Consider the following 25,726-nt stretch of genomic DNA (forward strand, 5'->3'; position numbering starts at 1 on the left):
CAATTCCTTTTAACAAGATAGAGTTAGGTGATTATATGTTAGATAATTTAAGAGGCATGGCTGTGTTTGCAAGTGTTGTTCGTCATGCATCATTTAGCGGTGCCGCCAAAGAATTGGGTATTACAACCAGTGCAGTTAGCCAACAAATTCGTTCACTAGAGCAGGATATGGGTGTGGTGTTGTTGCACCGTTCGACACGCAAATTGAGCTTGACTGAAGCAGGTGCAAGTTTTTACGAAAGTGCCAAAGATGTGGTGGAGGCTGCAGAACAAGGACGTATTCGTGTCCATCAGTTGCGTGATGAATTGGCGGGTAACCTACGCATTGCAACCACACCAGAATTGGGCGTAAACCATATTTTGCCTGCGTTGTCAACTTGGATGTCAGCCCACGATGATTTAAATATCCATTTTGAAGCGGATAACCAGTATGTAGATATGATCGAAGAGCGCATTGATATTGCGGTGCGTATGTCGCCAAATACCAATGACACAAGCGTATCGGTTTATCCGTTGACCGAAGTGCGTCCGATGTTGGTTGCATCGCCCCATTATCTACGCCAACATGAAAAAATCACCGATCCAAAAGATTTGGTAGCCTTACAAATGATCGGCCTTACTTTGGTAAAAGATCCTGCAGTATTGGATATGATTAGCGTTGAAAATGGCAAAAAAGTGCGCGTAAAAGTACCAACTCGCATCGAAACCAACAATGTACAATTAGCCATTGCTTTGGCAAAAGAAGGTCAGGGCATTGCTCGTATTATGTCGCTGGATGCACAAAAAGAACTGGCAAATGGTGATTTGGTAGAAGTATTGCCAACTTATCAATTGGCAAGCTATATGCTATATGCCGTTACACCGCGTCGCGAACAACAACCTGCAAAAGTCGTACGTTGTCTAGAAGTATTAACCAAATATTTTGAAAAAAATTAATCAAAATCGGTTGTTAAAAAATCAGTTGTTAAAAACTGTTTAATATGTTAAAAACTGTTTAATAAAAAAACGGATAAATAATTTGTCCGTTTTTTTTGCTTTTTTGTTCAATACAATTTTATTAATACAATTTTTTGTAGCAATGGGGTTTAGGGTTTATTAAAAACACACATAATAACGCTTTTGTGAATTGGTTGGTTTTGTGCTAAACTAGCGTTTTTAACCATAATTAGAAGACAGCCATGCTTGATAATGTTATGCTTGATGATGTTGCCAAACTTTCACACCCTTTACAACCTTCTCAATTTTACCAAAAAATTACCTTTATCGGTGGCGGAAATATGGCTCAAGCCTTGATTACAGGCTTGTTGGCAAAGGGTTTTCATGCTGATTTGTTGACGGTGATTGAACCTTGTGCAAAAAAGCGTGAATATTTTGCCAATCAAGGCGTTGCCTCTATTGATATCAATGATCTTTCGGCGGTTAATACGCAGATTAGCCAAAGCGATGTGGTGATTTTGGCAATTAAACCGCAAGTTGTTGTTGATGCATTAACGCCAATTCGCCAAGCGTTTTCACAACAACTGGTAATTTCTATTTTGGCAGGCGTGTCATTACAGCGTTTGCAGGAGCTATTGGGCGATAATATCCGTTTAGCAAGAGCAATGCCAAACACTCCTGCGATGATACAACAAGGGGCAACAGGCGTGTTTGCCAATGTTGTAGAAGCGGATAAGGTGATTATCACCGCGATTTTATCTGCATCAGGGCAAGTGTTGTGGGTGAAAAATGAGGATTTGTTGCACGCGGTTACTGCTGTATCAGGATCAGCTCCTGCTTACTTTTTTTATGTATTTGAACACATGATACGCACAGGTGAAAAGTTGGGTTTAAGTTATGAACAGGCCAAACAACTTACCATACAAACCGCCCTTGGTTCAGCGGTGATGGCCTTACAAGGTGATGACGAACCAAACGTATTGCGCCAAAAAGTAACCTCGCCTAACGGCACAACCCATGCAGCGATTTGTGTGTTTGACAAACAACAGTTGGGTGAAACTCTTGATAAAGCAATGCAGGCTTGTGTTGTGCGATCCGTTGAACTTGGCAAAGGGTTGGTGTAATGACATATTTGATTGCAACAATTTTTGATATTGTCGTAGGATCGGTGATGTTGTTGTTATTTTTTCGCTTTATGATCCAATTTGCAAATGTGGAGCGTAAAGATCCGTATGCCAAAAGCATCTATCGAATCACCCAAGTGGTAGATGTGTTTGCACGGATTTTTCCAACTTTAGGTGGTGGACGGATAAGTTTGTCTGCGGTGGCATTGTTATTTTTGTTGCGTCTGATTTTTATATGGGGTGTGTTAGATGTAATGCAACTTGACAGCCAAAACATCGGATTGTTTCACAGTACCGATTATAATATGGCTCTGATTGATCATTTGCATCGTTATTATTCACCTTTTATGCTGTTTTTTGTTGCAAGTGTTACGTTGGTTGTGGATTTTTTGCGTTTATGTAAAAATCTCATCATTGCTTCATTTGTGATTGGTTGGATTGTGATGTTTAGAAATAAAGCTCACCCAGCTTTGCTGTTATTGGCCAGCCTAAGTGAGCCGTTAATCACCTCATTTCGCAAGTTATTACCAAAAACAGGCATGTTGGATTTGGCGCCTATGATTGGGTTTTTCTTAATTATCTTGTTAGAACTGATGGTAAAAACTTTTGGTGTTTATTTAATTAACCTTTAAACTGAATTAAACCAATGATTGGCAATAAAAACTAATGTTAATAAAAATATTGTTAATAAAAATATTGTTAATAAAAATTGTTGTTAATAAAGGTTACCGATAGTAAAAACGCTTGGGAATTAACTGGGCGTTTTTGTCATTGGGGTGTGGTTTGTCGGCTGCTTTTAATACTTGATTGATCCAAATATCTGCCAATTGCACAGCCGTTACCAAATGATTGCCAACTGCCAACCGCCCTGCAATAAAACTTGCCAAACTACAGCCAGAACCGTGAAATTCTCCTGCCAGGCGCGGTAAAACCGCTTGATAAATCAGGCTAACATCATCATTGCACTGTTGATACAAAAACTGCTTAATTCCTTGGCTGTCGCTGTCGTGTGCTGTTTTTACCAATACCGCTTTTGCTCCGCGTTCGCACAAGTCTTTTGCTGCTTTATGCAAATTGTCAATTCCTGTCAAATCGCGCAATTCATGACTGTTTGGTGTTACCACGCTGGCAAATGGCAATAACGCACTAAATGCACCGACCAATGTTGCTTTATCACCAAGCGATCCACCGCTATTTGCTACCAATACAGGATCTAGCACATACGGCGTGGCTTTGGCAATTTGGTTTGATGCGAACAATTCTGCCAACATTGCAATGTTATCCGTTGTACCAAGCATGCCAGATTTAACCGCTTTGACGGACAAATCCTGCAAAACCGCCAAGGCTTGTGCTTTTACCAAATCAGCCGAACAGCTTTCAAAACTAAAAACTTGTTGAGAATTTTGCACGGTTACTGCACTACAAGCCACGCTTGCATGGGCGCCTGCTTGTCCAATTGATTCGATGTCTGCTTGTAAACCTGCACCGCCTGATGGGTCAAGTCCTGAAAAACACAATACCGTCGCACGCATAATTACCCCTTATTGTTTTGATTAGCCGAAATTAATAAGATTTTAGCAAAAAAATTCGCATTTTGCCAAAAAAAATTGCAAAAATAACTTGCATTCTTAGCAAACTTTGCTATAATGCTTTCCCACAACATAGAGCGTTATGCATTATGCCAAGCATTGTTAAATGCTAAGTGTTGTAAATAATTAAGTGTTGTTAAAATTTGGTGACGTGGGTGAGTGGCTGAAACCACAGCCCTGCTAAGGCTGCATACGGGAAACTGTATCGAGGGTTCGAATCCCTCCGTCACCGCCATTTTCTTTAATAAGAAAAAAGAAAATAGCAAAAAAATAAGTTGAAATAACTAAAAAAATGCTTGACAACCTTATAAATTAAATTTATAATACGCACCACTTTAAACAAGTTAATTAACAGCTGTTAATCTTTGCTTAAAGATTTTAGTTTAAGCGCCCGTAGCTCAGTTGGATAGAGCATCAGGCTACGAACTTGAGGGTCGGGAGTTCGAATCTCTCCGGGCGCGCCACTAAACTAAAGCCAATTAAACCAAAAACAATGAATATCAAAACCCCAAAAAATTAAGAAACAGTCGCTCAAGAGCGATTTTTTTATGCCAAAAATTCTAGCCCAGTTGGTTTTGGTAAAAAAACAGTTGGTTTTTTTATTTTTTAAGGTAAAATTATGCCTTTAATCATAAATTTACCAAATTGCTATGAATTCACCAAAATCAACCCAATCGACAAAACCCATCTATTCCCCAAAAATCTCTGATGAACAACCTGTGATTGCCAAGCCTGCGTTGCGATTGCTCGCTATGTTGTACGATGGCATGTTGATTTTGGCTTTGTTGTTTTTTGTATCGATGTTGCTTGTGGTGCTCGGTACGCATCTGTTTTTGCCTGTTGGCACAACATCGCAACAAGCCACCGAATTGCCCTCTTGGTATCAAAATTTTGTGTTAACACCGTCTTTTGTGTTGACTTTGATTGGTTTTTATGGGGTGTTTTTACGCAAATCTGGACAAACATTGGGAATGCAAACATGGCGACTAAAAACCTTGAATCGTGATGGATCGTTATTGCGTTGGAAGCAAACGGTAAAACGGATTTTGGCGGCGTGTTTGTTGCCTGCTTTGTGTGCTATTTTGGGTTCGTGGTTGCATGGCAGTCGTCAAGCGGTGTTGTTTAGTGCGTTTATGGGTTTTTTGTTTAATTATTGGTTCGCATGGGTAAATAAGCAGGGGGTTGCGGTGCATGATATGTTGTCAGACACGGTAACCATGAAAATGCCTAAAATTGAACACGAGGGATTGTTTGCATCGTTTCGTAAACAATAATTTCGTTTCGTAAACAATAATTGCACTCATTATTGCAAATTTTGTTAGGTTTAAGCCAAACTTTTTAATGCCAATTTTAACAAATTTTGCGTGGTCAGTTCGTCGTTTAGCTTGGCTTTGGCAATTTTAATTGCTTGTTGAGATTCGTTTTCTTTATAGCCTAATGCCATCAAGCCTGCTTTTACTTCAGCGATGATGGATATTTCTAAGTTCGGTGATGTGTCTGCAAGGTTTGTGTTGAATGTTGGTGGTTCTGTGCTTAAATGCTTGATTTTATCACCCAATTCTACCAACAAACGTTGAGCGGTTTTTTTACCAACGCCAGGAATGCGAGTTAAAGCGGTTTCGTCGCCTTGTGTTACGTAGTGCTTAAGTTCGCTAAGGCTTAATGTTGATAAAATTGCCAATGCCATTTTTGCTCCAATGCCGTTGATTTTTAGCAATTGGCGGAATAATTCTCGTTCTTGATAGGTCAAAAATCCAAACAATAAATGGGCGTCTTCTCGCACGATAAGCTGTGTCCAAAGACTGATTGGTTGGTTAATTTGTAATTGGCAAAAAACATTCAATGGTATTTCAACCTCATAACCAATACCATTTTTAGTCATGATGATGACTGTGGGGGCGTGTAAGTGTTCAACATTGCCGTGAATTTTTGCAATCATGTTTTTGCCTTTTAAAATGCTTGCTTTTTTAAAATGTCTGTCGCTTAACAAAAGTTTAAAACAAAAGTTTAAAACAAAAGTTTAAAACAAAAGTTTAAAACAAAAGTTTAAAACAAAAGTTTAAAACAAAAGTTTAAAACAAAAGTTTAAAACAAAAGTTGGCTGAATTATTCACTCAACCAACTTTTATTTTGTTAACTTAAATTTTGTTAACTTAGCTTATCGTATAAAAATTATTTATAATATTCTACCATTTTTTCTAGGCTGATGGGGCGGATTTTGCTTGCATTGCCTGCTGTGCCAAAAGCAATGTAACGCTGCACGCAGACATCTTTCATAGCCTTGATGGTTTCGTTTAAATATTTGCGCGGATCAAATTCAGCTGGGTGCTGGGCCATAAAACGGCGTACCGCTCCTGTGCTTGCCAAACGTAAATCGGTGTCAATGTTTATCTTGCGCACGCCATGTTTAATTGCCTCAACAAGCTGTTCTACAGGCACGCCGTATGTTTCACCGATTTGACCACCGTGTTCATTGATGATTTTTAGCCATTCTTGTGGCACAGAGCTTGAACCATGCATGACCAAGTGGGTATTCGGTAAGGCTTCATGAATTTCGCGGATACGCTCCACTGCCAAAATATCGCCTGTTGGTGGGCGGGTGAATTTGTATGCACCGTGGCTTGTACCAACTGCAATTGCCAGTGCATCGACATTGGTATCGACCACAAACTGACGTGCTTCTGCCACCGAGGTTAATAATTGTGAATGATCAAGCACGCCCTCTGCACCCACGCCGTCTTCTTCACCTGCCATGCCTGTTTCTAGACTGCCAAGCACCCCAATTTCGCCCTCTACTGACACACCACAAGCATGTGAAAATTTCACAACTTCACGCGTAACTGCTACGTTATAGTCATAATCAGCAGGTGTTTTGCCATCGGCTTTTAACGATCCGTCCATCATTACAGAACTAAATCCAAGTTGAATGGAGCGTTGGCATACATCAGGGCTTGTGCCATGATCTTGGTGCATGACAACAGGAATGTGTGGAAATTCTTCTACGGCTGCTAAAATTAAATGACGTAAAAATGGTGCACCTGCATACTTGCGAGCACCTGCTGATGCTTGAACGATAACAGGTGAGTTGGTTTCTTCGGCTGCCATCATAATGGCACGCATTTGTTCTAGGTTATTGACGTTAAAAGCAGGCACGCCGTAGCTGTTTTCGGCGGCGTGATCTAATAATTGACGTAAAGAAATGAGAGCCATGTTGATCTCGCTTGTTGGTTAAATTGACTTTTTTGTTAAATTTTGGCAATGATTTGACTGTAACTTAACTGTTTTTGTAAGAAATTTTTGTAAGATATTGAATTGGTGAGTATAGCAAAACTCATTGTATTTAACAACATTGTATTTAACAAGTTTTTGCATCAAATCACCTAGGGTTGTCGCTATTTGCTAAAAATTACCCAAATAAAAACCCAAAAATTTTTGGGTTTTTGTGTTACGCTAATATGATTAACATTATTTTTAACCATACAAATTCTTAACAAACATTGCTTTTTAACAAACATTGTTTTTTAACAGTGCTTGTTAAGATGCATTACTTGTTAAGACATATGGTTAACGTGCTAAAAGTTAACGTGTTAAAAATTGGTATTTTTGAAATTAGTATTTTTGTGATTCAGGCACATCGTTAGCAATCGCCTCGGCACCGCTTGCCACTGCGTTTGCACCATCTGCGACTGCATTTGCTGTGGCGGCGGTTGCTTTTTCTGCACCATCAACCATAGTTTGAGCTCCTGCATCAACGGCACTGGCGGTTGCATCGGCTGCTGATGCGACCACATCACCCATTGCTTCGGCAGTGTGTTCTACGTTTTCAGGAGCATTTTCAACGGCTGATGCCACATCTTGACTTGCATTTTGTGCGGTTTCTTTGGCGGCCTCTTGGGTTTGTTGGCTACAAGCGGTAATTGATAAAGTCGCAACCAAAGCAGAAGTCAATAATAAATTACGTTTTAACATAGTTATTCCTATATTTAAAAATAAGTCTTTAGAAAATGAGTGTATTTAAAAAACAAATCACTAAAAATAATAAAACACAGCGTACAAAATAACTGCGACAACTTTTTATATTTTACTCAAAAAAAAATGCTTTGACAATTCAAGTTAAACTTGCTACAACAAATATTAACTCAAATTTACAATTTGTTTAATACGCTTTTTTGAGATAAGCATGGTTATTTTTGCGAAAAATTTTAATGAAATCAATCAATTAAGAATTAACAAACTTTTGTTTTAGTGCAACAACGGCAGGCAAGGGCTTGCCTTCCACAAATTCCAAAAACGCTCCGCCTCCTGTTGAGGTGTAGCTTATTTTGTTGTTTACGCCGTATTTGTCAATGGCTGCTAGGGTATCGCCGCCACCTGCAATGCTAAAGCCGTCGCTATTGGCAACCGCTTGGCTAAGAATTTGTGTGCCCATACCAAATTTATCCACTTCAAACACACCAACAGGCCCATTCCAAATAATGGTTTTGGCGTTTAAAATTGCGTGTGCGATCTGATTGGCACTGTCTTGGCTAATATCCAAAATCATTTCGTCGCAATTGATGTCATTGACGGATTTAACCACCGCATCCGCGGTTTCAAGCGAACCTAAAAAGTCATCAAAATCAATTTGTGATTTTTTAGCCACAACCACTTCAGTTGGCAACAACACATCGGTATCTTGCATGATTTTTTTGGCGGTTTCTACCAAATCGGCTTCATACAGTGATGCACCAACATTGACACCGTTTGCCACCAAAAATGTATTGGCAATGCCACCACCAACGACAATCTGATCGCACAATTTGGCAAGATTGGTTAAAACATCTAATTTAGTAGAAACTTTTGATCCGCCAACAATTGCAAGCATTGGTTTTTTGGGGTTGTTTAACGCTTTACCTAAGGCGTCCAATTCATTTGCTAACAATAACCCTGCACATGCTATTTTGGCTTTATCAATAACGCCTGCTGTTGAGCTTTCGGCTCTATGTGCTGTGCCAAATGCGTCCATCACAAACACATCGCACAAATCGGCGTAGGCTTGGCTTAAGGCCTCGTCATTTTGTTTTTCGCCTTTATTAAAACGCACATTTTCCAATAAAACCACGTTGCTATCACCAAAATCCACGCCATTTTGCAAATAATCATTGACAAATTTGACAGTTTGATTGAGTTTTTCGCTTAAATAAGCAGCAATTGGAGCAAGTGAGTATTTTTCTTCAGGATTGTTTGGATTTGGACGACCCAAATGCGAACAAATGATGACTTTTGCACCTTTTTGCAAGGCAAGCTCAATGGTAGGCAGGCTTGCTTTTAGGCGAGCATCGCTGTTAATGTTACCGTTGTTGATTGGCACGTTTAGATCTTCGCGGATTAAAACGGTTTTGTTTGTTAAATCAAGATCTTGTAGACGTAAAAATTGCATAGCCTTGCTCCTTTTTTGTTTGGTGGCATAAAGTAACATGAAAGTAAAGCAACATGAAAGTAAATACCCAGTATTGTAGCATAATATGACAAGCGGATATAAATTTTAGCAAGATAATTTTTTTATGGTTGATTTATCAACAAAAATGACAAAATTTTAGCAATTGGTTTGGTAAATTTGGTTTTGTAAATAATGGTTGCATTTTGTGAATTTTTGCTGAATAATAGCCGTAACAATTGTAAAGTTTTTGTCAGATTTAAAACTCATTGTTTTTAAACTCATTGTTTTTTAAACGTATCGTTTGTTGTAAATTTTGTTTGTTGTGAGTTAATGGAGATAAAGTCATGAGTGATTTAGCCAAACACAAAGCCGATTTGTTGGATTTAAAAACTGAATACGAAACTCGCATTCAAAAAATCACCGACCATATTCATCACCCACCAGATGAGTTAAACCAACACTGGGACGATCAAGCTGTGTCAGCAACTGAAAATGACATGCGAAAAAATCTTTTGTTGGAAGCTGAATATAATTTAGATTTGGTAAACAGTGCATTAATGCGATTGGAAAATGACAGCTATGGCATTTGTAGTGATTGTGGTGAGGATATTGAAGAAAAACGCCTTGATATCGTGCCATATGCAACCAAATGTATGACTCATGCTAAATAAGCGATATTTAAATGGTTTTTAACGGTTATTAATTAAGCTGATTTATTAATTAAGGTAACTTGTTAATTAAGTTAATTTATTAATTAAGCTAACTGTTAATCAGGCCAACTTTTGCAAGCCAAAGGAGCATTGCCATGACAACGGATACAAGCACACAAAAAAATAAAAACCGTCAAATCCAATTAAAAAACGGCTTGTTGGCAGTGGGGCTTATGCTGTTTTTGGCAATTTGTTTTAAACTTGCTGGGGATTGGTCTGAACCAACAGGTGCGTTAAGCCAGTCAGATAGTGTGTTGAGCGAAATTCAAAATAGTCCAAAATAACATGAATTTTTTTAATGATTCAAAACAGCAAAAACAAAAACAAAAACAAAACAGCAAAAATAGAAGTAAACGCCATAACGGCGTTTATTTTTTTGCAATGCGTTTTTACTAAAAGTTTTACCAAAAGTTTTACTAAGAAGCCAATATTTTGCATTGTTATTTTTATTTTTGCACTTATAATAGTTGTCCAAAAAATGTATTTTTGTGTTGAATAATTCAATAGATTAATTAGAAAAACAATACAATAGGAGCAGGTATGGGGCAATTAAACCCGCAACAACTTGAAGCCATGAAAGATGTATCAGGGCCGTTATTGGTTTTGGCAGGGGCAGGTTCTGGCAAAACGTCGGTGATTACCCAAAAAATTGCGTATTTGATCGAGCAATGCAATATGCCTGCTGAACGCATCACGGCGGTAACTTTTACCAATAAAGCTGCCCGTGAAATGAAAGCTCGTGTACAAAAATTGTTGCCAAGTGAAAAAACCAAAGGCTTGACGGTTTCTACTTTTCATCAGTTTGGATTACAATTTTTACGCTATGAATTGTTGCACGCACCTTTAAAGGGCAATTTTTCTATCATGGATAGCGAAGATAGCAAACGTTTGTTGATGGATTTGATGGTGCGAGATAACATGAGTGGAGGGCAGAGCAAAGAGTTGATTGGCAAGGCAATAAAAATGATTTCTGATTGGAAAAATGACTTAATTTCACCAGAACAAGCCCCAGAAACCCTTGAAGATCCTGAAGATATGCTATTTGCCACACTGTATCAATTGTATGAACGCAATTTGCGAGCGTATAATGCGGTGGATTTTGATGATTTGATTGTACTGCCTACCAAAATTTTGCAACAAAACAGTCAGGTGCGTGATAAATGGCAAAATCGGATTCGCTATCTGCTTGTAGATGAATACCAAGATACAAATACCGCTCAATACGAACTGATTAAGTTGTTGGTGGGGGTGCAACCGCGTTTTACGGTTGTGGGCGATGATGATCAATCAATCTATGCGTGGCGTGGGGCAAAACCTGAAAATATGGCATTGTTGCAACAAGATTTTTCGCGGTTAAAAGTGATAAAATTGGAGCAAAATTACCGTTCTACCAATCGGATTTTACACGCGGCCAATGCAGTCATTACCAATAACGAACATTTGTTTGAAAAAAAACTGTGGTCGGATAAAGGTCATGGTGAAATGATACGCGTTATCAAATGTGCAAGTGATGATGGTGAAGCAGAACGCGTTGCCAAAGAAATTGTTACGCACAAACTACGGCATGGCAATGAATGGCAAGATTATGCAGTGTTATATCGCAGTAATTTTCAGGCTCGTATGTTAGAAGCCCAGTTGCGTCAGTTGCAAGTACCGTATAAGTTATCTGGTGGCACATCGTTTTTTGCACGCACTGAAATCAAGGATATTATGAGTTATTTGCGCTTGATTTTAAACCCTGAAGATGACAGTGCTTTTTTGCGTGTTATCAATACGCCAAAACGTGGACTGGGGCCAGCAAGTTTGGAAAAATTAGGTTTGTTCGCTCAAGAGCACCAAATTTCGCTATTGAGTGCAAGCAGTCATGGTGGCTTGGCTTGTGCATTGCCAAAAAAAGCAGCGACGGAATTAAGTGAGTTTGCCAGTTTTATTGAACATTATACCCAAGAATTATACCAAAATGACGATCCTGTGCCACAGGTTAAGCAGATGATTTTGGAAACAGGTTACATTGATTTGGTAAAACAAGAAGCCAAAACCCCTCAACAAGAAAAAATCCGCCTTGACAACATAGAAACTTTATATAACAGCATTCAAAATCTGATAAATCGTGCCGAAGATGAGGATAATAAGACGATAGATGCGGTTATTCGTAAGCTTGTCTTATTGGATATGTTAGAGCAACAACAAGAAGAAGAAAATACCAATAAGGTTAATCTGATGACATTGCATGCTGCTAAGGGTTTGGAATTTAACTATGTGTATATTATGGGGTTGGAAGAGGATTTGTTGCCGAATAAAAATTCGATATTGGCAGACAGCATTGAAGAAGAGCGTCGCTTAATGTATGTTGGCATTACGCGTGCAAAAAAAGAATTGACCTTGCTGCATGCTCATGAACGCCGTATGGGGGGCGAAATACGAACCAGTTTGCCAAGCCGTTTTTTGGCTGAATTGCCAAAAGAGCATTTAGATGCCCCACATTTGCAAGCAATAGGCACACAACCCAATCAACCAAAAAAAACGCCTGATGATTATTTAGCGGGTATTCGAGCCCTGTTGCAAGGGAGCTGATAGTTTATGCTTGATAAAGTGCGTTGTTTTGGCAATGCATTTTATATCTAAATCAAAAAATTATCATGGGTAAAAATGCACATGGGTAAAAATGCAAAAACCAAGACGACTGTTTAACAATGCGACTGTTTAGCCATTCTAAACAAAACCCAACAAAAAAACCACCTAAATAGATGGTTTTTTATCGTTACCCAAAAGTAACAAAAACACAGCCTAAAGCCAATAAATATGGTGGGGACGGAGAGACTCGAACTCTCACACCTTGCGGCGCTGGAACCTAAATCCAGTGCGTCTACCAATTTCGCCACGTCCCCAAATGTTAAGTTTTAGCTGTTAACTACTAAGCTGTTAAACTTAAGCGGTTAAACTAAGCTGTTAAAGGCATAATTTAAGCCATTGCGTCTTTGTGGTTGCCTATTATATAGATTTTTATTTGTTTGGCAAGTATTTTTTGTATAATTTGCTAAAAATTTTAAAAAATTTATGACAATCAATTACTTACTGCTTTAACAAAAACCAAATGGTTGAAAAATTTAGATTAATTGGTTGACATTTTTTGGTAAAAAGTGCATTATATTGTTTAAGTTTACAATTGTTTTTGTATGTTTTTGTAAACGAGTATTTCAATGTTTTTCATTGGTATTTAGGTTGATTTTTATTTTAACTTTTTCATTTTTCAAGGATGGATTGTCATGCAAACATTTCGTTTACATACCCTAAGTTTAACGGTTTTTAGCACACTTTTGTTGACTGCTTGTGGTGGTGGCAACAGTAGTAACGCAACGACTGAAAAACAAGTGCAAAAACCTGAAGTAAAACAGGGGGTAAAATCCTTAAAAACAGGCACATTGCTTGAACCTGCAACCGCTTTTAAAACGCTAACCGCCGAACAAATTAAACAAGCAAGCGAAGAAATTGAGAAAAACGCAGCTGGTGCAATTGGTGCACCAAAATGTGGTGTGAGTGTACAATATATGCACTATGACACATTGGATGCCAAAGGACAACCGACCGATGCAACAGGGGCAGTGTTTGTACCGACAGGCAATGATCCAAGTTGTCAAGGCGATCGTCCCGTTGTATTACACGCACATGGCACGGCTGTACAGCAAAACTTTAATTTTGCTGAAGTGGGCAATAAAACCAACGAAGCTGGGCTTAGAGCCACATCAATGGCAAATATTTTTGCAGGCCAAGGTTTTATTGTTATTGCTCCAAACTATGCAGGTTATGATAAATCCAAACTCAATTATCACCCTTATCTGAATGCTGATCAACAATCACGCGAAATGGGCGATGCCTTAAAAGCAGGGCGTGAAGTATTGGCAAAATTAAGCAATACCAAAGTAAAAGACAATGGCAAGTTGTTTTTGACGGGTTATTCGCAAGGTGGTCATGTGGCACTTGCAACCGCACGTTATTTTGAAAAAATCAAAGAGCCTGTAACCGCTATTATGCCAATGTCAGGGCCTTATGCAATGGAGGCTTTTGGTGATGTTGTGTTTGGTGGCAATGTGATGTTGGGCGGAACGATTTTTGCACCTTTGATGGCACGCAGTTATCAAGAACAATTTGGCAATATTTACCAAAAACCAAGTGATATTTTTGCCTCCTCAAACGCTGATGATGTTGTGGGTATGTTGCCAACCCGCTTGGATCTGCAAAAAGATTTAATACAAAAGGGCAAGTTGCCACTTTTGGCATTATTTCAAAATCACACAGGCAATGCTGAATTGGATGCGGTTTCACCTGCCAATCCAAAATTTGGTTTTGGTTTTGACAAAGCAAATTATTTAATCAGCACACCATTTCGCGTAAAATATTTGGCAGATATGAAAGCCAATCCTGATTGGGCGATTCAATATTTTACTGATATACAAAATGGGCGTGCATCAAGCATTGTTCCTTTGGTTGCAAGTAAACCTGAACATGGTTTGCGTAAGGCATTAAAAGAAAACGATTTGCGTTCATTTTTGCCACAAGCTCCAACAGTATTGTGTGGTGGTAATCAAGATCCGACGGTATTTTTTGATGTAAATACCACGCTAACTCATGGCATATGGAAAGGACTGCGTGGCAAAACGCCCGGCTATCAATTTGGCATGATTGATATGGATATCAGTAACCAAGCGACACGCCAACGCGATGTGTATGCCACTCATGGGTTGGTAACCGTATCCGACAATGCACTAAAAACCCAAGCGGCAGCTATGCAACTGGCCTTTAGTCAAGACATTGGTGCATTGGCTAAAAACACAGTGGCTTTTGCAATGAAAAATGGCAAAACTGAAGAGCAGGCAAAACAGCTTGCAGCCCAAGCGGTAGCAGCAAAATACCACAGCACACTTGCTCCGTATTGCATGGCAACTGCCAGAACGTTTTTTCAACAGTTTTAACTAAAACTTTAATTTAGCTAAAATTATACAGCCATAAAAATTAAAACCGCCACGCCAAATTAAGACAACTTGATTTGGCGTGGCGGTTTATATTTTGGTGAGAAATCTTTGGTTAAAAACCTTTAGTGAGAAATTTGGCAATTATTACCAAAATATTTACCAAAACATTTACTAGGAATGTTTACCAAAGTTTAAACGCCCATCTGATCCGACGTCAACTTTAATCGTGTCATGTGGTGCAAAATCACCGCTTAAGAGTTTGATTGATAATGGGTTTTCAATTTGTTGCTGAATTGCACGTTTTAGCGGTCTTGCTCCAAAAATCGGATCGTAACCTACGGCTATAAGGGTATTCATTGCATTATCGGTTAGTTCAAGCCCCATTTCACGCTCTTTTAAACGCTGTTTTAGGCGGGCTAACTGAATTTTGGCAATGCCTGTCATATCCGCTTGTCCAAGTGGGTGAAATACCACAATTTCATCAATCCGATTGATAAATTCAGGTCTAAAATGAGTATTTACCGATTCCATCACGGTTGATTTAATGTTGTCATAGTTTTCACCATCGTTTGTCATCTCTTGGATTTTATGACTGCCTAAATTGCTGGTCATAATAATCACCGTGTTTTTAAAATCCACCACGCGTCCTTGACTGTCGGTCATTCGCCCATCGTCTAAGACTTGTAGTAAAATGTTAAACACATCAGGGTGTGCTTTTTCTACTTCGTCAAACAGTACAACACTGTATGGTTTACGGCGAACGGCCTCGGTCAAAACGCCGCCTTCTTCATAACCGATATAACCGGGAGGTGCGCCGACAAGACGACTAACACTGTGTTTTTCCATAAATTCTGACATATCAATGCGTATCATCGCGTTTTCATCGTCAAATAAGAAATTGGCAAGCGACTTGGTAAGTTCGGTTTTGCCAACGCCTGTTGGGCCTAGAAATAAAAACGAACCGCTTGGACGATTGGGATCAGAAAGCCCAGCGCGACTACGACGAACAGCATTGGCAACAGCGGTTACCGCCTCAGTTTGTCCAACCACGCGTTCATGCAATTTATCCTCCATAGCAAGCATTTTTTCGCGTTCACCCTGCATCATTTTGGCGACAGGAATGCCTGTACTGGCAGAAACCACTTCGGCAATTTCGTTATCGGTTACTTTATTGCGAAGCAGTTTGGTATCCGATCCACTTCTTTGAGCCAGATCCGATTTAGCAAGGCGTTTTTCAAGATCAGGAATGGTTTCGTATTGTAGTTTGCTCATGGTTTCATAGTCATTTTCACGGCTTGCTTTTTCATAAGCGATCCGAGCTTTATCAAGTTCATCTTTTAGCACCTGCGAACCTTTGACAAGGGCTTTTTCAGCTTGCCAAATGTCATTTAAATCGGCGTATTGTTTTTCAAGATCGGCAATTTGATCGTGAAGTAAATTACGCTGGGCAATTGCCCCGTCATCGGTTTCGTTTTTTAAGGCTTCGCGTTGCATTTTTAGCCCAATTAGGCGACTGTCCAGTTTGCCTAAGGCTTCAGGCTTACTGTCAAGCTCCATTTTTAGCCGGCTTGCAGCCTCGTCAATCAAATCAATTGCTTTGTCAGGCAATTTGCGATCTGTGATATAACGGTGGCTCATGCGAGCGGCTGCGATAATGGCACTGTCTTGAATGTCTACACCGTGATGCAGTTCATAGCGCTCTTTTAATCCACGCAAAATTGCAATGCTATCTTCTACCGTTGGCTCATCGACCAAGACTTTTTGAAATCTACGTTCAAGTGCGGCATCTTTTTCAATAAATTGGCGGTATTCATCAAGCGTTGTTGCTCCGACACAGTGCAATTCACCGCGTGCTAAGGCAGGTTTTAGCATATTGCCTGCATCCATTGCACCATCGGATTTACCGGCTCCGACCATGGTGTGAATTTCGTCGATAAATAAAACAATTTGCCCCTCTGATTTTGCCAAATCATTTAATACCGCTTTTAGGCGTTCTTCAAATTCACCGCGGTATTTTGCCCCAGCAATTAACGCCCCCAAATCCAATGCCAAAACACGTTTGTTGCGTAAACCCTCTGGCACATCACCGTTGACGATTTTTTGTGCCAATCCCTCTACAATCGCGGTTTTGCCCACGCCAGGTTCACCGATAAGCACGGGGTTGTTTTTGGTGCGTCTTGACAATACTTGAATGGTGCGACGAATTTCTTCATCGCGGCCAATGACAGGATCGAGTTTGCCACTTTCTGCACGTTCGGTTAAATCTACTGTGTATTTGTTTAATGCATCGCGTTGATCTTCGCTGTTTTGATGTTGCACTTTTTCGCCTCCACGGATAAAGTTAATGACTTGGCGTAGTTTTGCTTCGCTTACGCCTGCTTTGTTTAATAATTTGGCGGTATCACCTGTTTCTGCTAACGCCACCAATACCCAATCGGTTGCAAGGTAATTGTCGCCTGCTTTTTGGGCATGGCGGTCAGCAAGGTTTAAGATTTTGACTGTGGTTTGGCTTAAATTCACATCGCCTGTTGGTGTGGCAATAATTGCTTGATTGTCCAGTGATTTTTTCACATAGGCTTTTAAAGTGGCAATATTTGCCCCTGCTTGTTCATAAATATTAAGGTTGCTTGCATCGTTTAATAATACTGATAACAAATGCACAGGTTCAATGGCGGTGTTGTCTTTTCCAATCGCCAAACTTTGGGCTTGTTGAATGGCGGATTGCAAAGTGGTGGTCATTTTATCAAATTGCATGATTTTTCCTAAATTGGTTGTTTATGATTATTTATAAATAAGGGTAAAATTTATGCTTTCAATGGGAATTTTTGAAAAAATTATTAAAATTTTAATTTTGTCAATGGTTTATAATGACTGATAGGTCATTTTGCTGTTGGTTGAGTGATATTTTGGTTGAGTGATATTTGGTGAAGTTGTATTTAATTTATGTATGCTGTTAATGTTAATGTTAATGTTAATGCTAATGCTGTTAATGTTAATATAGTAACGCCACTGCCAAAAAACAAGCCAAGCCATGCACAAATTTTGTGGTTAACTTTGACAAAATATGTTGGTAAAATATTTGCCAAACTTGCAAAAATCCGTGATAATAGACGTTTTAGTCAAAAAGTTTAGGAAGAGTTATGTCAAAGTTACAATCTGTTAATGTACAATCTGTCATCGAAACCGCCTTTGAAAACCGTGCAGATTTTAGTCCAAATAACGCCCCAGAAGAGGTAAAACAGGCGGTTAATACCGTGCTTGAGCGGTTAGATACAGGCGATCTGCGTGTTGCTGAAAAAATTGACGGTGTGTGGGTTGTGCATGAATGGCTAAAAAAAGCGGTGTTGCTGTCATTTCGCTTAAATGACAATTATCAAATGCCCTCTTGTGAGCATTTGCAGTTTTTTGACAAAGTGCCAACAAAATTTGCCAACTGGACAAAACAGGCGTTTCAAGAGTCAGGCGTGCGTGTTGTTCCTCCTGCGGTTGCTCGTAAGGGTTCGTTTATTGGCAAGGGTGTGGTTTTGATGCCGTCGTATGTCAATATCGGTGCGTATGTTGATGCAGGAACGATGGTGGATACGTGGGCAACGGTTGGCAGTTGTGCTCAAATTGGCAAAAACGTGCATTTATCAGGCGGGGTTGGCATTGGTGGGGTGTTAGAGCCACTACAAGCCTCGCCTACGATCATTGAGGATAGCTGTTTTATCGGTGCTCGTTCTGAAATTGTTGAGGGGGTAATTGTTGAAGAAGGGTCGGTGATTTCAATGGGCGTGTATATCGGTCAATCTACTAAAATATACGATCGCACAACGGGTAAAATCACTTATGGGCGTATTCCGGCAGGCTCGGTGGTGGTGGCTGGTAGTTTGCCAAGTCATGATGGATCGCACTCACTGTATTGTGCGGTGATTGTGAAAAAAGTCGATGCACAGACTCGTGCCAAAACCTCGATTAATGAATTATTGCGTGCAGAGTAGTTGGGTAAAAATTTTAATGCTAAAATCTTAATACCGAATTTGTATCTTGATTTAATTTTGTAACGCAAGTTTGATTTGCTCGGCTATGCGTGCAATAACAGGCACAACCACGCTATTGCCCGCTTGTTTGTACAAGTTGGCATTGCTTGTGGTGCTTGGCAAGTTAAAATATTTTGGAAATCCTTGAAAATTAAAGCACTCTTGTGGCGTTAATTTGCGAATGGTGCTTGGCAATCCTTGTACATTTAACAGTGGCACGTTATGTCCGCCAGTCCCCATATTGGCGGTTAAAGTTGGACAAACTTGATTTTTATTGGCTCTTACATATTGGCGGCGCCATTGGTACAGTGTATTGGCATCTTTAATTTCTTCAACCAATTGCCTAAAAAACGGCGTTTTATCGGTATAATAAAATTTTGGGTCGATATTTTCTTCAGCTTCAAGCATATCGGCAATGTTGGTTTGGCGTTTTATGGGTTTTGGAAATTTAAATTTGGCAAAGGCATTTTTATCCAAAAAACCCACAATATAAATCCGTTCACGGTTTTGTGGAATGTTACCGTATTCACTGGCATTTAGTACTTGATGTTTGATGTGATAACCATGACTGTTTAGCGTTTCTACAATAACTTTAAAGGTATTACCGTGATCGTGTCCAACCAAATTTTTGACATTTTCTAAAAAAATCACAGACGGTTTTTTGCTAGAAAAAATCCGCTCCAGTTCAAAAAATAAATTGCCACGTCCTTTTTTATCATCAAAACCTTGACGATAGCCTGCCACTGAAAACGCTTGACAAGGAAAACCTGCCAGTAAAATGTCAAAATCTGGAATTTCGTCGGTTTTGACGTCGTGAATGTCGCGATGATCAATTGGAAAATTAAAATTTTGTTCTAAGGTTTTCACCGCAAATTTATCCAATTCGTTGGCATAAATGGTAGCAAATCCTGCTTGTGCAAAGCCCAGATCAATACCGCCAACACCTGCAAAAAATGATGCACAATTCATAGTTTCTCAATCAGTTTTTTCAATAAAACCCATGTATACGAACTCATGTATACGAACTCATGTATATTGTAGCCAATTTTAACGCACAAAGCAGCTGGTGATTTAAGTGCTGTTATCGGCTTGGTTTGTTGGTTTGTTTTATGTCAGATTTTTTATAAAGAATTTGCCAAAAATTGCCATAAAAATGTGGAAAAATTCGGTAATTTGGGGGTGTTTATGGTAAAATTGCAAAAATTTTTTGTCAAAAGAGATGGTTATGAAATTAAATGAAAACTGGCTTCGTGCATGGGTAAACCCTAAATTAACGGCTGAACAAATCGGTGAACAACTCACCATGGCAGGGTTGGAATTGGATAATTTAACCAAAGTTGCTCGTGATTTTTGTGGTGTGGTTGTAGGCGAGGTGCTTAGTGTGGAACAGCACCCTGATGCGGATAAATTAAAAGTTACCATGGTAAATATCGGTCAGGGCGAACCTTTGCAAATCGTTTGTGGTGCATCTAATGTTGCGGTAGGGATAAAAATACCTGTGGCAACGATTGGGGCACAATTACCGCCGATTGAGGGCAAGGCATTTCATATCAAAAAAAATAAACTGCGTGGTGTTTTGTCGCATGGTATGTTGTGCGGTGGCAGTGAAATTGATTGTGATGACGGCGTAGATGGGCTGTTAATTTTGCCAGTTGATGCACCGATTGGCATGGACATACGCGAGTATTTAAACCTTGACAATCATATTTTGGATATTTCCATCACTCCAAACCGCGGTGATTGTTTTAGCGTGCGTGGCATGGCAAGAGAGCTTGCGGTACTCAATAATTTACCGTTTCGCATACCGTTTGACACCAAACCTGTTGCAAAAAATGGCAATGAAAAACAAGCAGTTGGCGTGTTAAGTGATGCTTGTGCGCGTTATTTTGTCCAAGTTTTAACCGATGTGGTTAATGTAGAGTCGCCAAAATTTATTGTGGACGCGTTAAACGGTTCTGGCATAAAACCAAAAAATCTGTTGGTAGATGTAACCAATTTTGTGTTAATGGAGTTGGGTCAACCCTTGCATGCGTTTGATAAAGACAAAATTGTTGGAAAAATAAATGTGCGTATTGCCAATGCTGGTGAAAAATTGTTGCTTCTTAACGAAAGTGAAATTACGCTAAGCGGTGATGAATTGGTGATTTGTGATGATGATGGCGTGATTGCTTTAGCCGGTATTATGGGAGGGCTTCGGACGGCGGTGAGTGATACAACAAAAAACGTCGTGATTGAAAGTGCGTTTTTTAAACCTGTGGCAATTGCTGGCAAGGCGCGCCGTTTTGGCTTGCACACAGATGCATCGCAACGATTTGAGCGTGGCGTGGATTTTGAGTTGCCAGAGGTTGCTTTAAACCGTGCAGTGTCTTTATTAAAAGAGTTTGGCAAAGCCAATGTGCATGATATTACAAAGCATGACGATGTAGCACAATTGCCAAAACGCGATGCAATTTTAGTGTCATTGGCAAAAATTCATTCGTTATTGGGTGTCAATATTGATAAGAAAATTTGTATTGATATTTTACAAAAACTTGAAATCAAAACCGAGGAAAGTGGCGATATTTTAATTTGCACACCGCCAAGCCACCGCTATGACATCAACATTGCTGAAGATTTGGTAGAAGAAATTGCACGCATTTATGGTTATAACAATATTGCCAATTGTTTGCCAAGTTTTCATGCAAATTTGTATGACAACAGCAAGCAACGACACCGTGATACCATCAAGCAAGCCCTTGTAAATGCAGGGTATTTTGAAGCGGTGAGTTTTAGCTTTAGCGATGAAAAAATTGAACAACACTTTGATAATCAAGTTTTTGCAAAACCGCTTATGCTTGCCAATCCAATCTCGTCTGATTTGGCGGTCATGCGTCGCACCTTGTTGTCAAGCCTATTGCCGTGTATAAAATACAACTTAAATCGTCAGCAAAATCGCATTCGTTTGTTTGAAATGGGGCTTAGATTTGACGGCGAAACGGTTGAGAGTTTGTCTCAAATTGACACCCTTGCCCTTATCGCTGTTGGCACACAAAACCCAGAGCAGCCGTTTGTTTTTGACAGTACGGTAAAAGCTGGTATGGATTTTTACGATTTAAAGCATGATGTGGAGCGTGTGTTGCCTGCGTGTTTGGTGAGTGGAGGGCGGGTGCGTTATGTGCGCAGTGAGCTTGATTTTTTGCATCCGGGGCAGGGAGCAGATGTGTTGATAGACACCAAAAAAATCGGCTATTTGGGGCAATTACACCCACGCATTGCTCAAGCACTTGATTTGCCAACTGTGTGGGTGGCTGAACTGGATATCAATGCTTTAATTGAATTGCACGATCAGCAAAACGCCGTTGTTGCCCCCAGTAAATTTCCAAGTGTGCGCCGTGATATGGCAGTGCTTGTTGACAGATCGGTGCATGTGCAGGATTTAATGGGCGATATTTACACGCATGCAGGGCTGCATCTTAAAGATGTGTGGTTGTTTGATGTGTACGAGGGCGAACGTTTGCCAACCGATAAAAAATCCTTGGCATTTGCAATGATTTGGCAAGATCATGACGGCACGCTGTCTGATGAACTGATTAATGCCAATTTTACTGCGATTGTAACGTCTTTGGCAAACAAGTATCAAGCGGTATTAAGAGATTAATTTTTTGTAACTGTATGTTAATCGGTTGATTTGTAAGGTGTTTTTACAAAACAAGGATCAATCTGCTTGCTTCTTTGATAGAATAGGCTTTTTATCGTATTTTTTGGCTAATTTATCCAAAAATTTGCAAAATTGTTTTGTAACTTTGGCAAAATATGCTAAAGTATGTCGTATCTTTTTGTATAAATTTTGTAAAAAGGAACGACATGAACACATCAGACACCTTAACCAAATCCGAAATGGTGCAATATTTAATTAATCAGTTGCCAATGACGCGTCAAGAAGGGCGGTTGTTTGTGGAGAGTTTTTTTGGTGTGTTGTCAGAGAGTTTAACGGCGGGGTATCAGGTTAAATTATCAGGTTTTGGTAATTTTGAATTAAAACAAAAAAACCAACGCCCAGGGCGTAACCCAAAAACAGGCGAAATGGTGGCAATATCAGCACGCCGTGTTGTAACGTTTAAAGCAGGGCAAAAAATGCGTCAACGTGTGGCAAGAACTTTATTTTAATGACGATTTATTAAGTGTTGTTCATTAAATAGCCCTAAAAACAAAAACCATCTAATTTTCTTTAGATGGTTTTTTTTTGATGAATGATTATCAGCTATTTAGTAGTACTTGCGACACTTGCAATCTGATCTTGGTTGCTTGCTGTAGCAGTATTGTCGTTTTCATTCCAAATTGCAGGGTATTTATAACCTGGGAAGGTTTCGTGGGCGTATTTTTTAAAGTCATCTGAATTATACGCATTGGTTACATCTTTTACCCATTTGGTGTCTTTATCCGAGGTGCGCACGGCCGACCAGTTGACATAGGCAAAACTTGGTTCTTGGAATAAAGCATCGGTTAATTTCATGCCTGAACTGGTTGCATAGTTGCCATTGACCACCGCAAAATCTACATCTGAACGCGAGCGTGGCAGTTGGGCGGCTTCTAATTCAACGATTTTAATGTTTTTGGTGTTTTCTGCGATATCGGATTTTGAGGCATTTAAGGGGTTGATGCCATCTTTTAATTTAATCCAACCAAGTTCATTTAACATGACTAAAGCACGAGCAAAGTTACTTGGATCATTGGGTGCAGCCAAACTTGATCCGTCTTTAACTTGATCAAGGGCGGTTAATTTACCTGCGTAAATGCCAAGCGGTGCTGTTGGCACTTGGAAGACTTCTACAAGATCAAGTTTATGCTCGGTTTTAAAAGTATCTAAGTAAGGCTTGTGCTGAAAAATATTAATATCAATATCTCCGTCTGCCAAGGCTTTATTCGGGCGAACATAGTCAGAAAACTCAACAAGTTTTACTTTATAACCTTGTTTTTCAAGTTGTGGTTTAATGCTATTTTTAACCATATCACCAAAATCACCAACCGTTGTACCAAATACAATTTCAGGTTTATTTGGATCAATGCCTGAAGTTTCGGTGTCTGTCATTGCACCGCTTGCGACATTGCTTGCAGTTTCGGAAGCAGGGGCGGATGCTTGAATGCTGGTTTCGGCAGGTTTTTGTTCTGTTTTGCTACAACCAACAAGGGCAAGGCCTGATAGACCAAGTGTGATAAAAATTTTGGCAAGTGGCTGATTTATTTTGGTGTGTTTGGTTTGCATAGGCTGCTCCATTGGGCTTAAATGGTTAAAAAAAGGGTTGAAAAAATATCGCAATACATTAGCACATTTAACAAAAATTTGTTATGTTATTTTTTATTGAATATATGAAATTTTTTCATAATCAATTAAAATTTTTTTAATAAAATAAGGTTTTATACAATAATATTAAAGCAAAGGTAATATTAAAGTAAAGACAATATTAAAGCAAAGATTAAAGCACAGTTTAACGTTTATCGAGTTTTTCAGCCAATAAATTACCCACGCTTTGAATGATAATGACCATAACCACAAGTAAAATGACCATAAAAATCATGACGTCGTTTTGGTAACGATTATAGCCATAACGGATCGCTAAATCACCCAGACCACCGCCGCCGATCATGCCTGCAGCTGCACTATAAGACAATAGGCTAATGGTGAGCGTGGTAATGCTTAATACAAGGCTTGAACGAGCCTCAAGCAACAAAATTTTGCTAATAATCGTCCAAGTGCTTGCTCCCATTGCTTGTCCGGCTTCAATGATGCCTTTTGGTACATCGCGCAGATTTTGTTCAACCAAGCGTGCAAAATAAAACAGCCCAGCAAGGCCTAAGGCAACCGAGGCAGCAACAGGGCCAATGGTTGTGCCAACCAACAAGCGAGTGGCAGGAATAATCACGATCATTAAAATCACAAATGGAAAGGCACGCATTAAGTTTGTGATATTGCCTAAAAATCGATAAAGAAATTTGTTTTCGGCAAGTTGGTTTTTGTTGGTCATAAACAAGGCTACGCCAAGCAAAGTGCCAAAAACCACCGATGTGGTTACCGAAATGCCAACCATCACCAACGTTTCCCAAAAGGCCTGCCAAATCTCATTGCGCATTGCCCATAGATTGTCGGTAGCGGATTGCCAAGTTAGTTCATTTGCCATAATATACCTTTAATCTTCTTCAATTAACAACTTGCCGATATCGGTTTTGGCATGGATTTTACCATGTTGCACATCAGCCACCTCCAACAATTTGCCTGTATCAAGCAAAGCTACGCGGTTGCACAAACGGCGAATAACGGACATTTCGTGGGTAACAATCACAATGGTTACGTTAAATTTTTCGTTAATCTCTTTTAAGCAGGCCAATACTGATTTTGTGGTTGCAGGATCAAGAGCCGATGTTGGTTCATCGGCAAGCATAACGTGTGGTTTTGAGGCTAAGGCTCTGGCAATACCTGCGCGTTGTTTTTGTCCGCCAGACAGTTGGGCAGGATAGTGGCCAGCACGATTGGTTAAATCCACAATCTCAAGACATTCCATAACGCGTGGGGTGATTTTGGCTTGTTCCCATTCTGCCACTTCTAAGGCAAAGGCGACGTTTTGGGCGACAGTGCGATTTGCCATTAGGTTAAATTGTTGAAAAATCATGCCAATATTTTGGCGAGCATGACGTAAATCATGGTTGGATAAAGTGGTTAATTCTTTGCCATCAATGGTAACTTTGCCTGTATCAGGGCGTTCCAATAGGTTAATTAGGCGCAGCAAGGTAGATTTGCCTGCTCCTGAATAGCCCATTAAACCAAAAATTTCACCTTGCTTGATGTGTAGCGAGGTTGGTTCAACGGCGGTAAACCAGTTGCCATCTTGGGTTTGGAAGCGTTTGCTAACGTTGTCAAGGATTATCATAACAAATTTGTGTAAAAATTGATAAAAGATTGTAATTTTAACACAAATTAATGATAAA

The 25,726-nt window shown here is 39.6% G+C and carries 21 protein-coding genes and 3 tRNA genes; 13 read left to right on the forward strand and 11 right to left on the reverse strand.

All coding sequences use genetic code 11. The features are described 5' to 3' along the window. Nucleotides 1-35: 35 nt before the first annotated feature. From MOMA_RS05075 to MOMA_RS05085, 3 genes are all read left to right on the forward strand, one after another. Nucleotides 36-935 carry a LysR family transcriptional regulator gene (locus MOMA_RS05075; protein WP_009767532.1) on the forward strand — a complete coding sequence of 300 codons (900 nt, stop codon included), beginning with the start codon at nt 36-38 and terminating at the stop codon, nt 933-935. Between the two features lie 242 nt (nt 936-1,177). Next, nucleotides 1,178-2,059, forward strand: a complete 882-nt coding sequence (proC, locus tag MOMA_RS05080) for a pyrroline-5-carboxylate reductase (RefSeq protein ID WP_009767533.1) — start codon at nt 1,178-1,180, stop codon at nt 2,057-2,059. Further along, nucleotides 2,059-2,691 carry a YggT family protein gene (locus MOMA_RS05085; protein WP_009767534.1) on the forward strand — a complete coding sequence of 211 codons (633 nt, stop codon included), beginning with the start codon at nt 2,059-2,061 and terminating at the stop codon, nt 2,689-2,691. The genes proC and MOMA_RS05085 overlap by 1 nt, the downstream gene beginning before the upstream one ends. A 93-nt stretch (nt 2,692-2,784) precedes the next feature. Here MOMA_RS05085 and MOMA_RS05090 read toward each other — a convergent pair whose 3' ends face one another. Beyond that, complete coding sequence (locus MOMA_RS05090; protein ID WP_009767535.1) at nt 2,785-3,591, reverse strand: hydroxymethylpyrimidine/phosphomethylpyrimidine kinase; 807 nt, start codon at nt 3,589-3,591, stop codon at nt 2,785-2,787. A 202-nt stretch (nt 3,592-3,793) separates the two neighbouring features. Here MOMA_RS05090 and MOMA_RS05095 point away from each other — a divergent pair. From MOMA_RS05095 to MOMA_RS05105, 3 genes are all read left to right on the forward strand, one after another. Beyond that, nucleotides 3,794-3,883, forward strand: a tRNA-Ser gene (locus MOMA_RS05095). 152 nt (nt 3,884-4,035) lie between these two features. Continuing rightward, a tRNA-Arg gene (locus tag MOMA_RS05100) sits at nt 4,036-4,112 on the forward strand. A 186-nt stretch (nt 4,113-4,298) separates the two neighbouring features. Next, nucleotides 4,299-4,922 carry an RDD family protein gene (locus tag MOMA_RS05105; protein WP_009767536.1) on the forward strand — a complete coding sequence of 208 codons (624 nt, stop codon included), beginning with the start codon at nt 4,299-4,301 and terminating at the stop codon, nt 4,920-4,922. A 50-nt stretch (nt 4,923-4,972) separates the two neighbouring features. Here MOMA_RS05105 and ruvA read toward each other — a convergent pair whose 3' ends face one another. From ruvA to MOMA_RS05125, 4 genes are all read right to left on the reverse strand, one after another. Further along, a complete protein-coding gene (ruvA, locus tag MOMA_RS05110; RefSeq protein ID WP_040624835.1) occupies nt 4,973-5,587 on the reverse strand; it encodes a Holliday junction branch migration protein RuvA in 615 nt (204 codons plus the stop codon). 233 nt (nt 5,588-5,820) lie between these two features. Then, complete coding sequence (fba, locus tag MOMA_RS05115; RefSeq protein WP_009767538.1) at nt 5,821-6,858, reverse strand: class II fructose-bisphosphate aldolase; 1,038 nt, start codon at nt 6,856-6,858, stop codon at nt 5,821-5,823. Nucleotides 6,859-7,257: 399 nt separating this feature from the next. Beyond that, entirely contained in the window at nt 7,258-7,617 is a 360-nt protein-coding gene (locus tag MOMA_RS05120; protein ID WP_009767539.1) for a hypothetical protein, read from the reverse strand. A 250-nt stretch (nt 7,618-7,867) separates the two neighbouring features. Continuing rightward, nucleotides 7,868-9,067, reverse strand: a complete 1,200-nt coding sequence (locus tag MOMA_RS05125) for a phosphoglycerate kinase (RefSeq protein ID WP_009767540.1) — start codon at nt 9,065-9,067, stop codon at nt 7,868-7,870. A 344-nt stretch (nt 9,068-9,411) separates the two neighbouring features. Between MOMA_RS05125 and MOMA_RS05130 the strand changes: the two genes are divergently transcribed. From MOMA_RS05130 to MOMA_RS05140, 3 genes are all read left to right on the forward strand, one after another. Continuing rightward, entirely contained in the window at nt 9,412-9,738 is a 327-nt protein-coding gene (locus MOMA_RS05130) for a TraR/DksA family transcriptional regulator (protein WP_009767541.1), read from the forward strand. A gap of 134 nt (nt 9,739-9,872) precedes the next feature. Continuing rightward, nucleotides 9,873-10,061, forward strand: coding sequence for a hypothetical protein (locus MOMA_RS05135; RefSeq protein ID WP_009767542.1), 189 nt, complete (start codon nt 9,873-9,875; stop codon nt 10,059-10,061). Between the two features lie 256 nt (nt 10,062-10,317). After that, entirely contained in the window at nt 10,318-12,351 is a 2,034-nt protein-coding gene (locus tag MOMA_RS05140; protein WP_009767544.1) for a UvrD-helicase domain-containing protein, read from the forward strand. A 229-nt stretch (nt 12,352-12,580) separates the two neighbouring features. Here the strand turns inward: MOMA_RS05140 and MOMA_RS05145 are convergent. Next, a tRNA-Leu gene (locus tag MOMA_RS05145) sits at nt 12,581-12,665 on the reverse strand. 378 nt (nt 12,666-13,043) lie between these two features. Between MOMA_RS05145 and MOMA_RS05150 the strand changes: the two genes are divergently transcribed. Then, nucleotides 13,044-14,747 carry an alpha/beta hydrolase family protein gene (locus MOMA_RS05150; protein WP_009767545.1) on the forward strand — a complete coding sequence of 568 codons (1,704 nt, stop codon included), beginning with the start codon at nt 13,044-13,046 and terminating at the stop codon, nt 14,745-14,747. 171 nt (nt 14,748-14,918) lie between these two features. Here the strand turns inward: MOMA_RS05150 and clpB are convergent, their stop codons facing one another. After that, a complete protein-coding gene (gene clpB / locus MOMA_RS05155) occupies nt 14,919-17,501 on the reverse strand; it encodes an ATP-dependent chaperone ClpB (RefSeq protein WP_009767546.1) in 2,583 nt (860 codons plus the stop codon). A 386-nt stretch (nt 17,502-17,887) separates the two neighbouring features. Between clpB and dapD the strand changes: the two genes are divergently transcribed. Then, the gene (dapD, locus tag MOMA_RS05165; protein ID WP_009767548.1) at nt 17,888-18,727 is read left to right on the forward strand and encodes a 2,3,4,5-tetrahydropyridine-2,6-dicarboxylate N-succinyltransferase; all 840 of its coding nucleotides are present in this window, start codon (nt 17,888-17,890) and stop codon (nt 18,725-18,727) included. Between the two features lie 51 nt (nt 18,728-18,778). Here the strand turns inward: dapD and dcm are convergent, their stop codons facing one another. Beyond that, nucleotides 18,779-19,735: a DNA cytosine methyltransferase gene (gene dcm, locus MOMA_RS05170; RefSeq protein ID WP_009767549.1), complete on the reverse strand. Its 957-nt coding sequence runs from the start codon at nt 19,733-19,735 to the stop codon at nt 18,779-18,781. Nucleotides 19,736-19,991: 256 nt separating this feature from the next. Here dcm and pheT point away from each other — a divergent pair, with 256 nt between their 5' ends. Both pheT and MOMA_RS05180 read left to right on the forward strand, forming a co-directional pair. Beyond that, nucleotides 19,992-22,403 (forward strand): phenylalanine--tRNA ligase subunit beta, encoded by a 2,412-nt coding sequence (pheT, locus tag MOMA_RS05175; RefSeq protein ID WP_009767550.1) that lies wholly within the window; start codon nt 19,992-19,994, stop codon nt 22,401-22,403. Nucleotides 22,404-22,609: 206 nt separating this feature from the next. Beyond that, on the forward strand, nt 22,610-22,912 hold the full coding sequence (locus MOMA_RS05180) for an integration host factor subunit alpha (RefSeq protein ID WP_009767551.1): 303 nt from the start codon (nt 22,610-22,612) through the stop codon (nt 22,910-22,912). Between the two features lie 94 nt (nt 22,913-23,006). Here MOMA_RS05180 and MOMA_RS05185 read toward each other — a convergent pair whose 3' ends face one another. From MOMA_RS05185 to MOMA_RS05195, 3 genes are all read right to left on the reverse strand, one after another. Continuing rightward, the gene (locus MOMA_RS05185) at nt 23,007-24,008 is read right to left on the reverse strand and encodes a MetQ/NlpA family ABC transporter substrate-binding protein (RefSeq protein ID WP_009767552.1); all 1,002 of its coding nucleotides are present in this window, start codon (nt 24,006-24,008) and stop codon (nt 23,007-23,009) included. Nucleotides 24,009-24,231: 223 nt separating this feature from the next. Next, the gene (locus tag MOMA_RS05190; protein WP_009767553.1) at nt 24,232-24,921 is read right to left on the reverse strand and encodes a methionine ABC transporter permease; all 690 of its coding nucleotides are present in this window, start codon (nt 24,919-24,921) and stop codon (nt 24,232-24,234) included. A gap of 9 nt (nt 24,922-24,930) precedes the next feature. Next, nucleotides 24,931-25,668 (reverse strand): methionine ABC transporter ATP-binding protein, encoded by a 738-nt coding sequence (locus MOMA_RS05195; protein WP_009767554.1) that lies wholly within the window; start codon nt 25,666-25,668, stop codon nt 24,931-24,933. Nucleotides 25,669-25,726: the final 58 nt, after the last annotated feature.

Source organism: Moraxella macacae 0408225 (genome assembly GCF_000320365.1).
GTDB classification, from domain to species: Bacteria; Pseudomonadota; Gammaproteobacteria; order Pseudomonadales; family Moraxellaceae; genus Faucicola; species Faucicola macacae.

What these genes read in the sequence shown, in the direction of transcription:
- ruvA (WP_040624835.1), bottom strand. Translation starts at nt 5,587, where the DNA reads ATGATTGCAAAAATTCACGGCAATGTTGAACACTTACACGCCCCCACA.
- pheT (WP_009767550.1), top strand. Translation starts at nt 19,992, where the DNA reads ATGAAATTAAATGAAAACTGGCTTCGTGCATGGGTAAACCCTAAATTA.
- MOMA_RS05140 (WP_009767544.1), top strand. Translation starts at nt 10,318, where the DNA reads ATGGGGCAATTAAACCCGCAACAACTTGAAGCCATGAAAGATGTATCA.
- MOMA_RS05135 (WP_009767542.1), top strand. Translation starts at nt 9,873, where the DNA reads ATGACAACGGATACAAGCACACAAAAAAATAAAAACCGTCAAATCCAA.
- proC (WP_009767533.1), top strand. Translation starts at nt 1,178, where the DNA reads ATGCTTGATAATGTTATGCTTGATGATGTTGCCAAACTTTCACACCCT.
- dcm (WP_009767549.1), bottom strand. Translation starts at nt 19,735, where the DNA reads ATGAATTGTGCATCATTTTTTGCAGGTGTTGGCGGTATTGATCTGGGC.
- MOMA_RS05180 (WP_009767551.1), top strand. Translation starts at nt 22,610, where the DNA reads ATGAACACATCAGACACCTTAACCAAATCCGAAATGGTGCAATATTTA.
- MOMA_RS05085 (WP_009767534.1), top strand. Translation starts at nt 2,059, where the DNA reads ATGACATATTTGATTGCAACAATTTTTGATATTGTCGTAGGATCGGTG.
- dapD (WP_009767548.1), top strand. Translation starts at nt 17,888, where the DNA reads ATGTCAAAGTTACAATCTGTTAATGTACAATCTGTCATCGAAACCGCC.
- MOMA_RS05185 (WP_009767552.1), bottom strand. Translation starts at nt 24,008, where the DNA reads ATGCAAACCAAACACACCAAAATAAATCAGCCACTTGCCAAAATTTTT.
- MOMA_RS05120 (WP_009767539.1), bottom strand. Translation starts at nt 7,617, where the DNA reads ATGTTAAAACGTAATTTATTATTGACTTCTGCTTTGGTTGCGACTTTA.
- MOMA_RS05125 (WP_009767540.1), bottom strand. Translation starts at nt 9,067, where the DNA reads ATGCAATTTTTACGTCTACAAGATCTTGATTTAACAAACAAAACCGTT.
- MOMA_RS05075 (WP_009767532.1), top strand. Translation starts at nt 36, where the DNA reads ATGTTAGATAATTTAAGAGGCATGGCTGTGTTTGCAAGTGTTGTTCGT.
- clpB (WP_009767546.1), bottom strand. Translation starts at nt 17,501, where the DNA reads ATGCAATTTGATAAAATGACCACCACTTTGCAATCCGCCATTCAACAA.
- MOMA_RS05195 (WP_009767554.1), bottom strand. Translation starts at nt 25,668, where the DNA reads ATGATAATCCTTGACAACGTTAGCAAACGCTTCCAAACCCAAGATGGC.
- MOMA_RS05130 (WP_009767541.1), top strand. Translation starts at nt 9,412, where the DNA reads ATGAGTGATTTAGCCAAACACAAAGCCGATTTGTTGGATTTAAAAACT.
- MOMA_RS05150 (WP_009767545.1), top strand. Translation starts at nt 13,044, where the DNA reads ATGCAAACATTTCGTTTACATACCCTAAGTTTAACGGTTTTTAGCACA.
- MOMA_RS05105 (WP_009767536.1), top strand. Translation starts at nt 4,299, where the DNA reads ATGAATTCACCAAAATCAACCCAATCGACAAAACCCATCTATTCCCCA.
- fba (WP_009767538.1), bottom strand. Translation starts at nt 6,858, where the DNA reads ATGGCTCTCATTTCTTTACGTCAATTATTAGATCACGCCGCCGAAAAC.
- MOMA_RS05190 (WP_009767553.1), bottom strand. Translation starts at nt 24,921, where the DNA reads ATGGCAAATGAACTAACTTGGCAATCCGCTACCGACAATCTATGGGCA.
- MOMA_RS05090 (WP_009767535.1), bottom strand. Translation starts at nt 3,591, where the DNA reads ATGCGTGCGACGGTATTGTGTTTTTCAGGACTTGACCCATCAGGCGGT.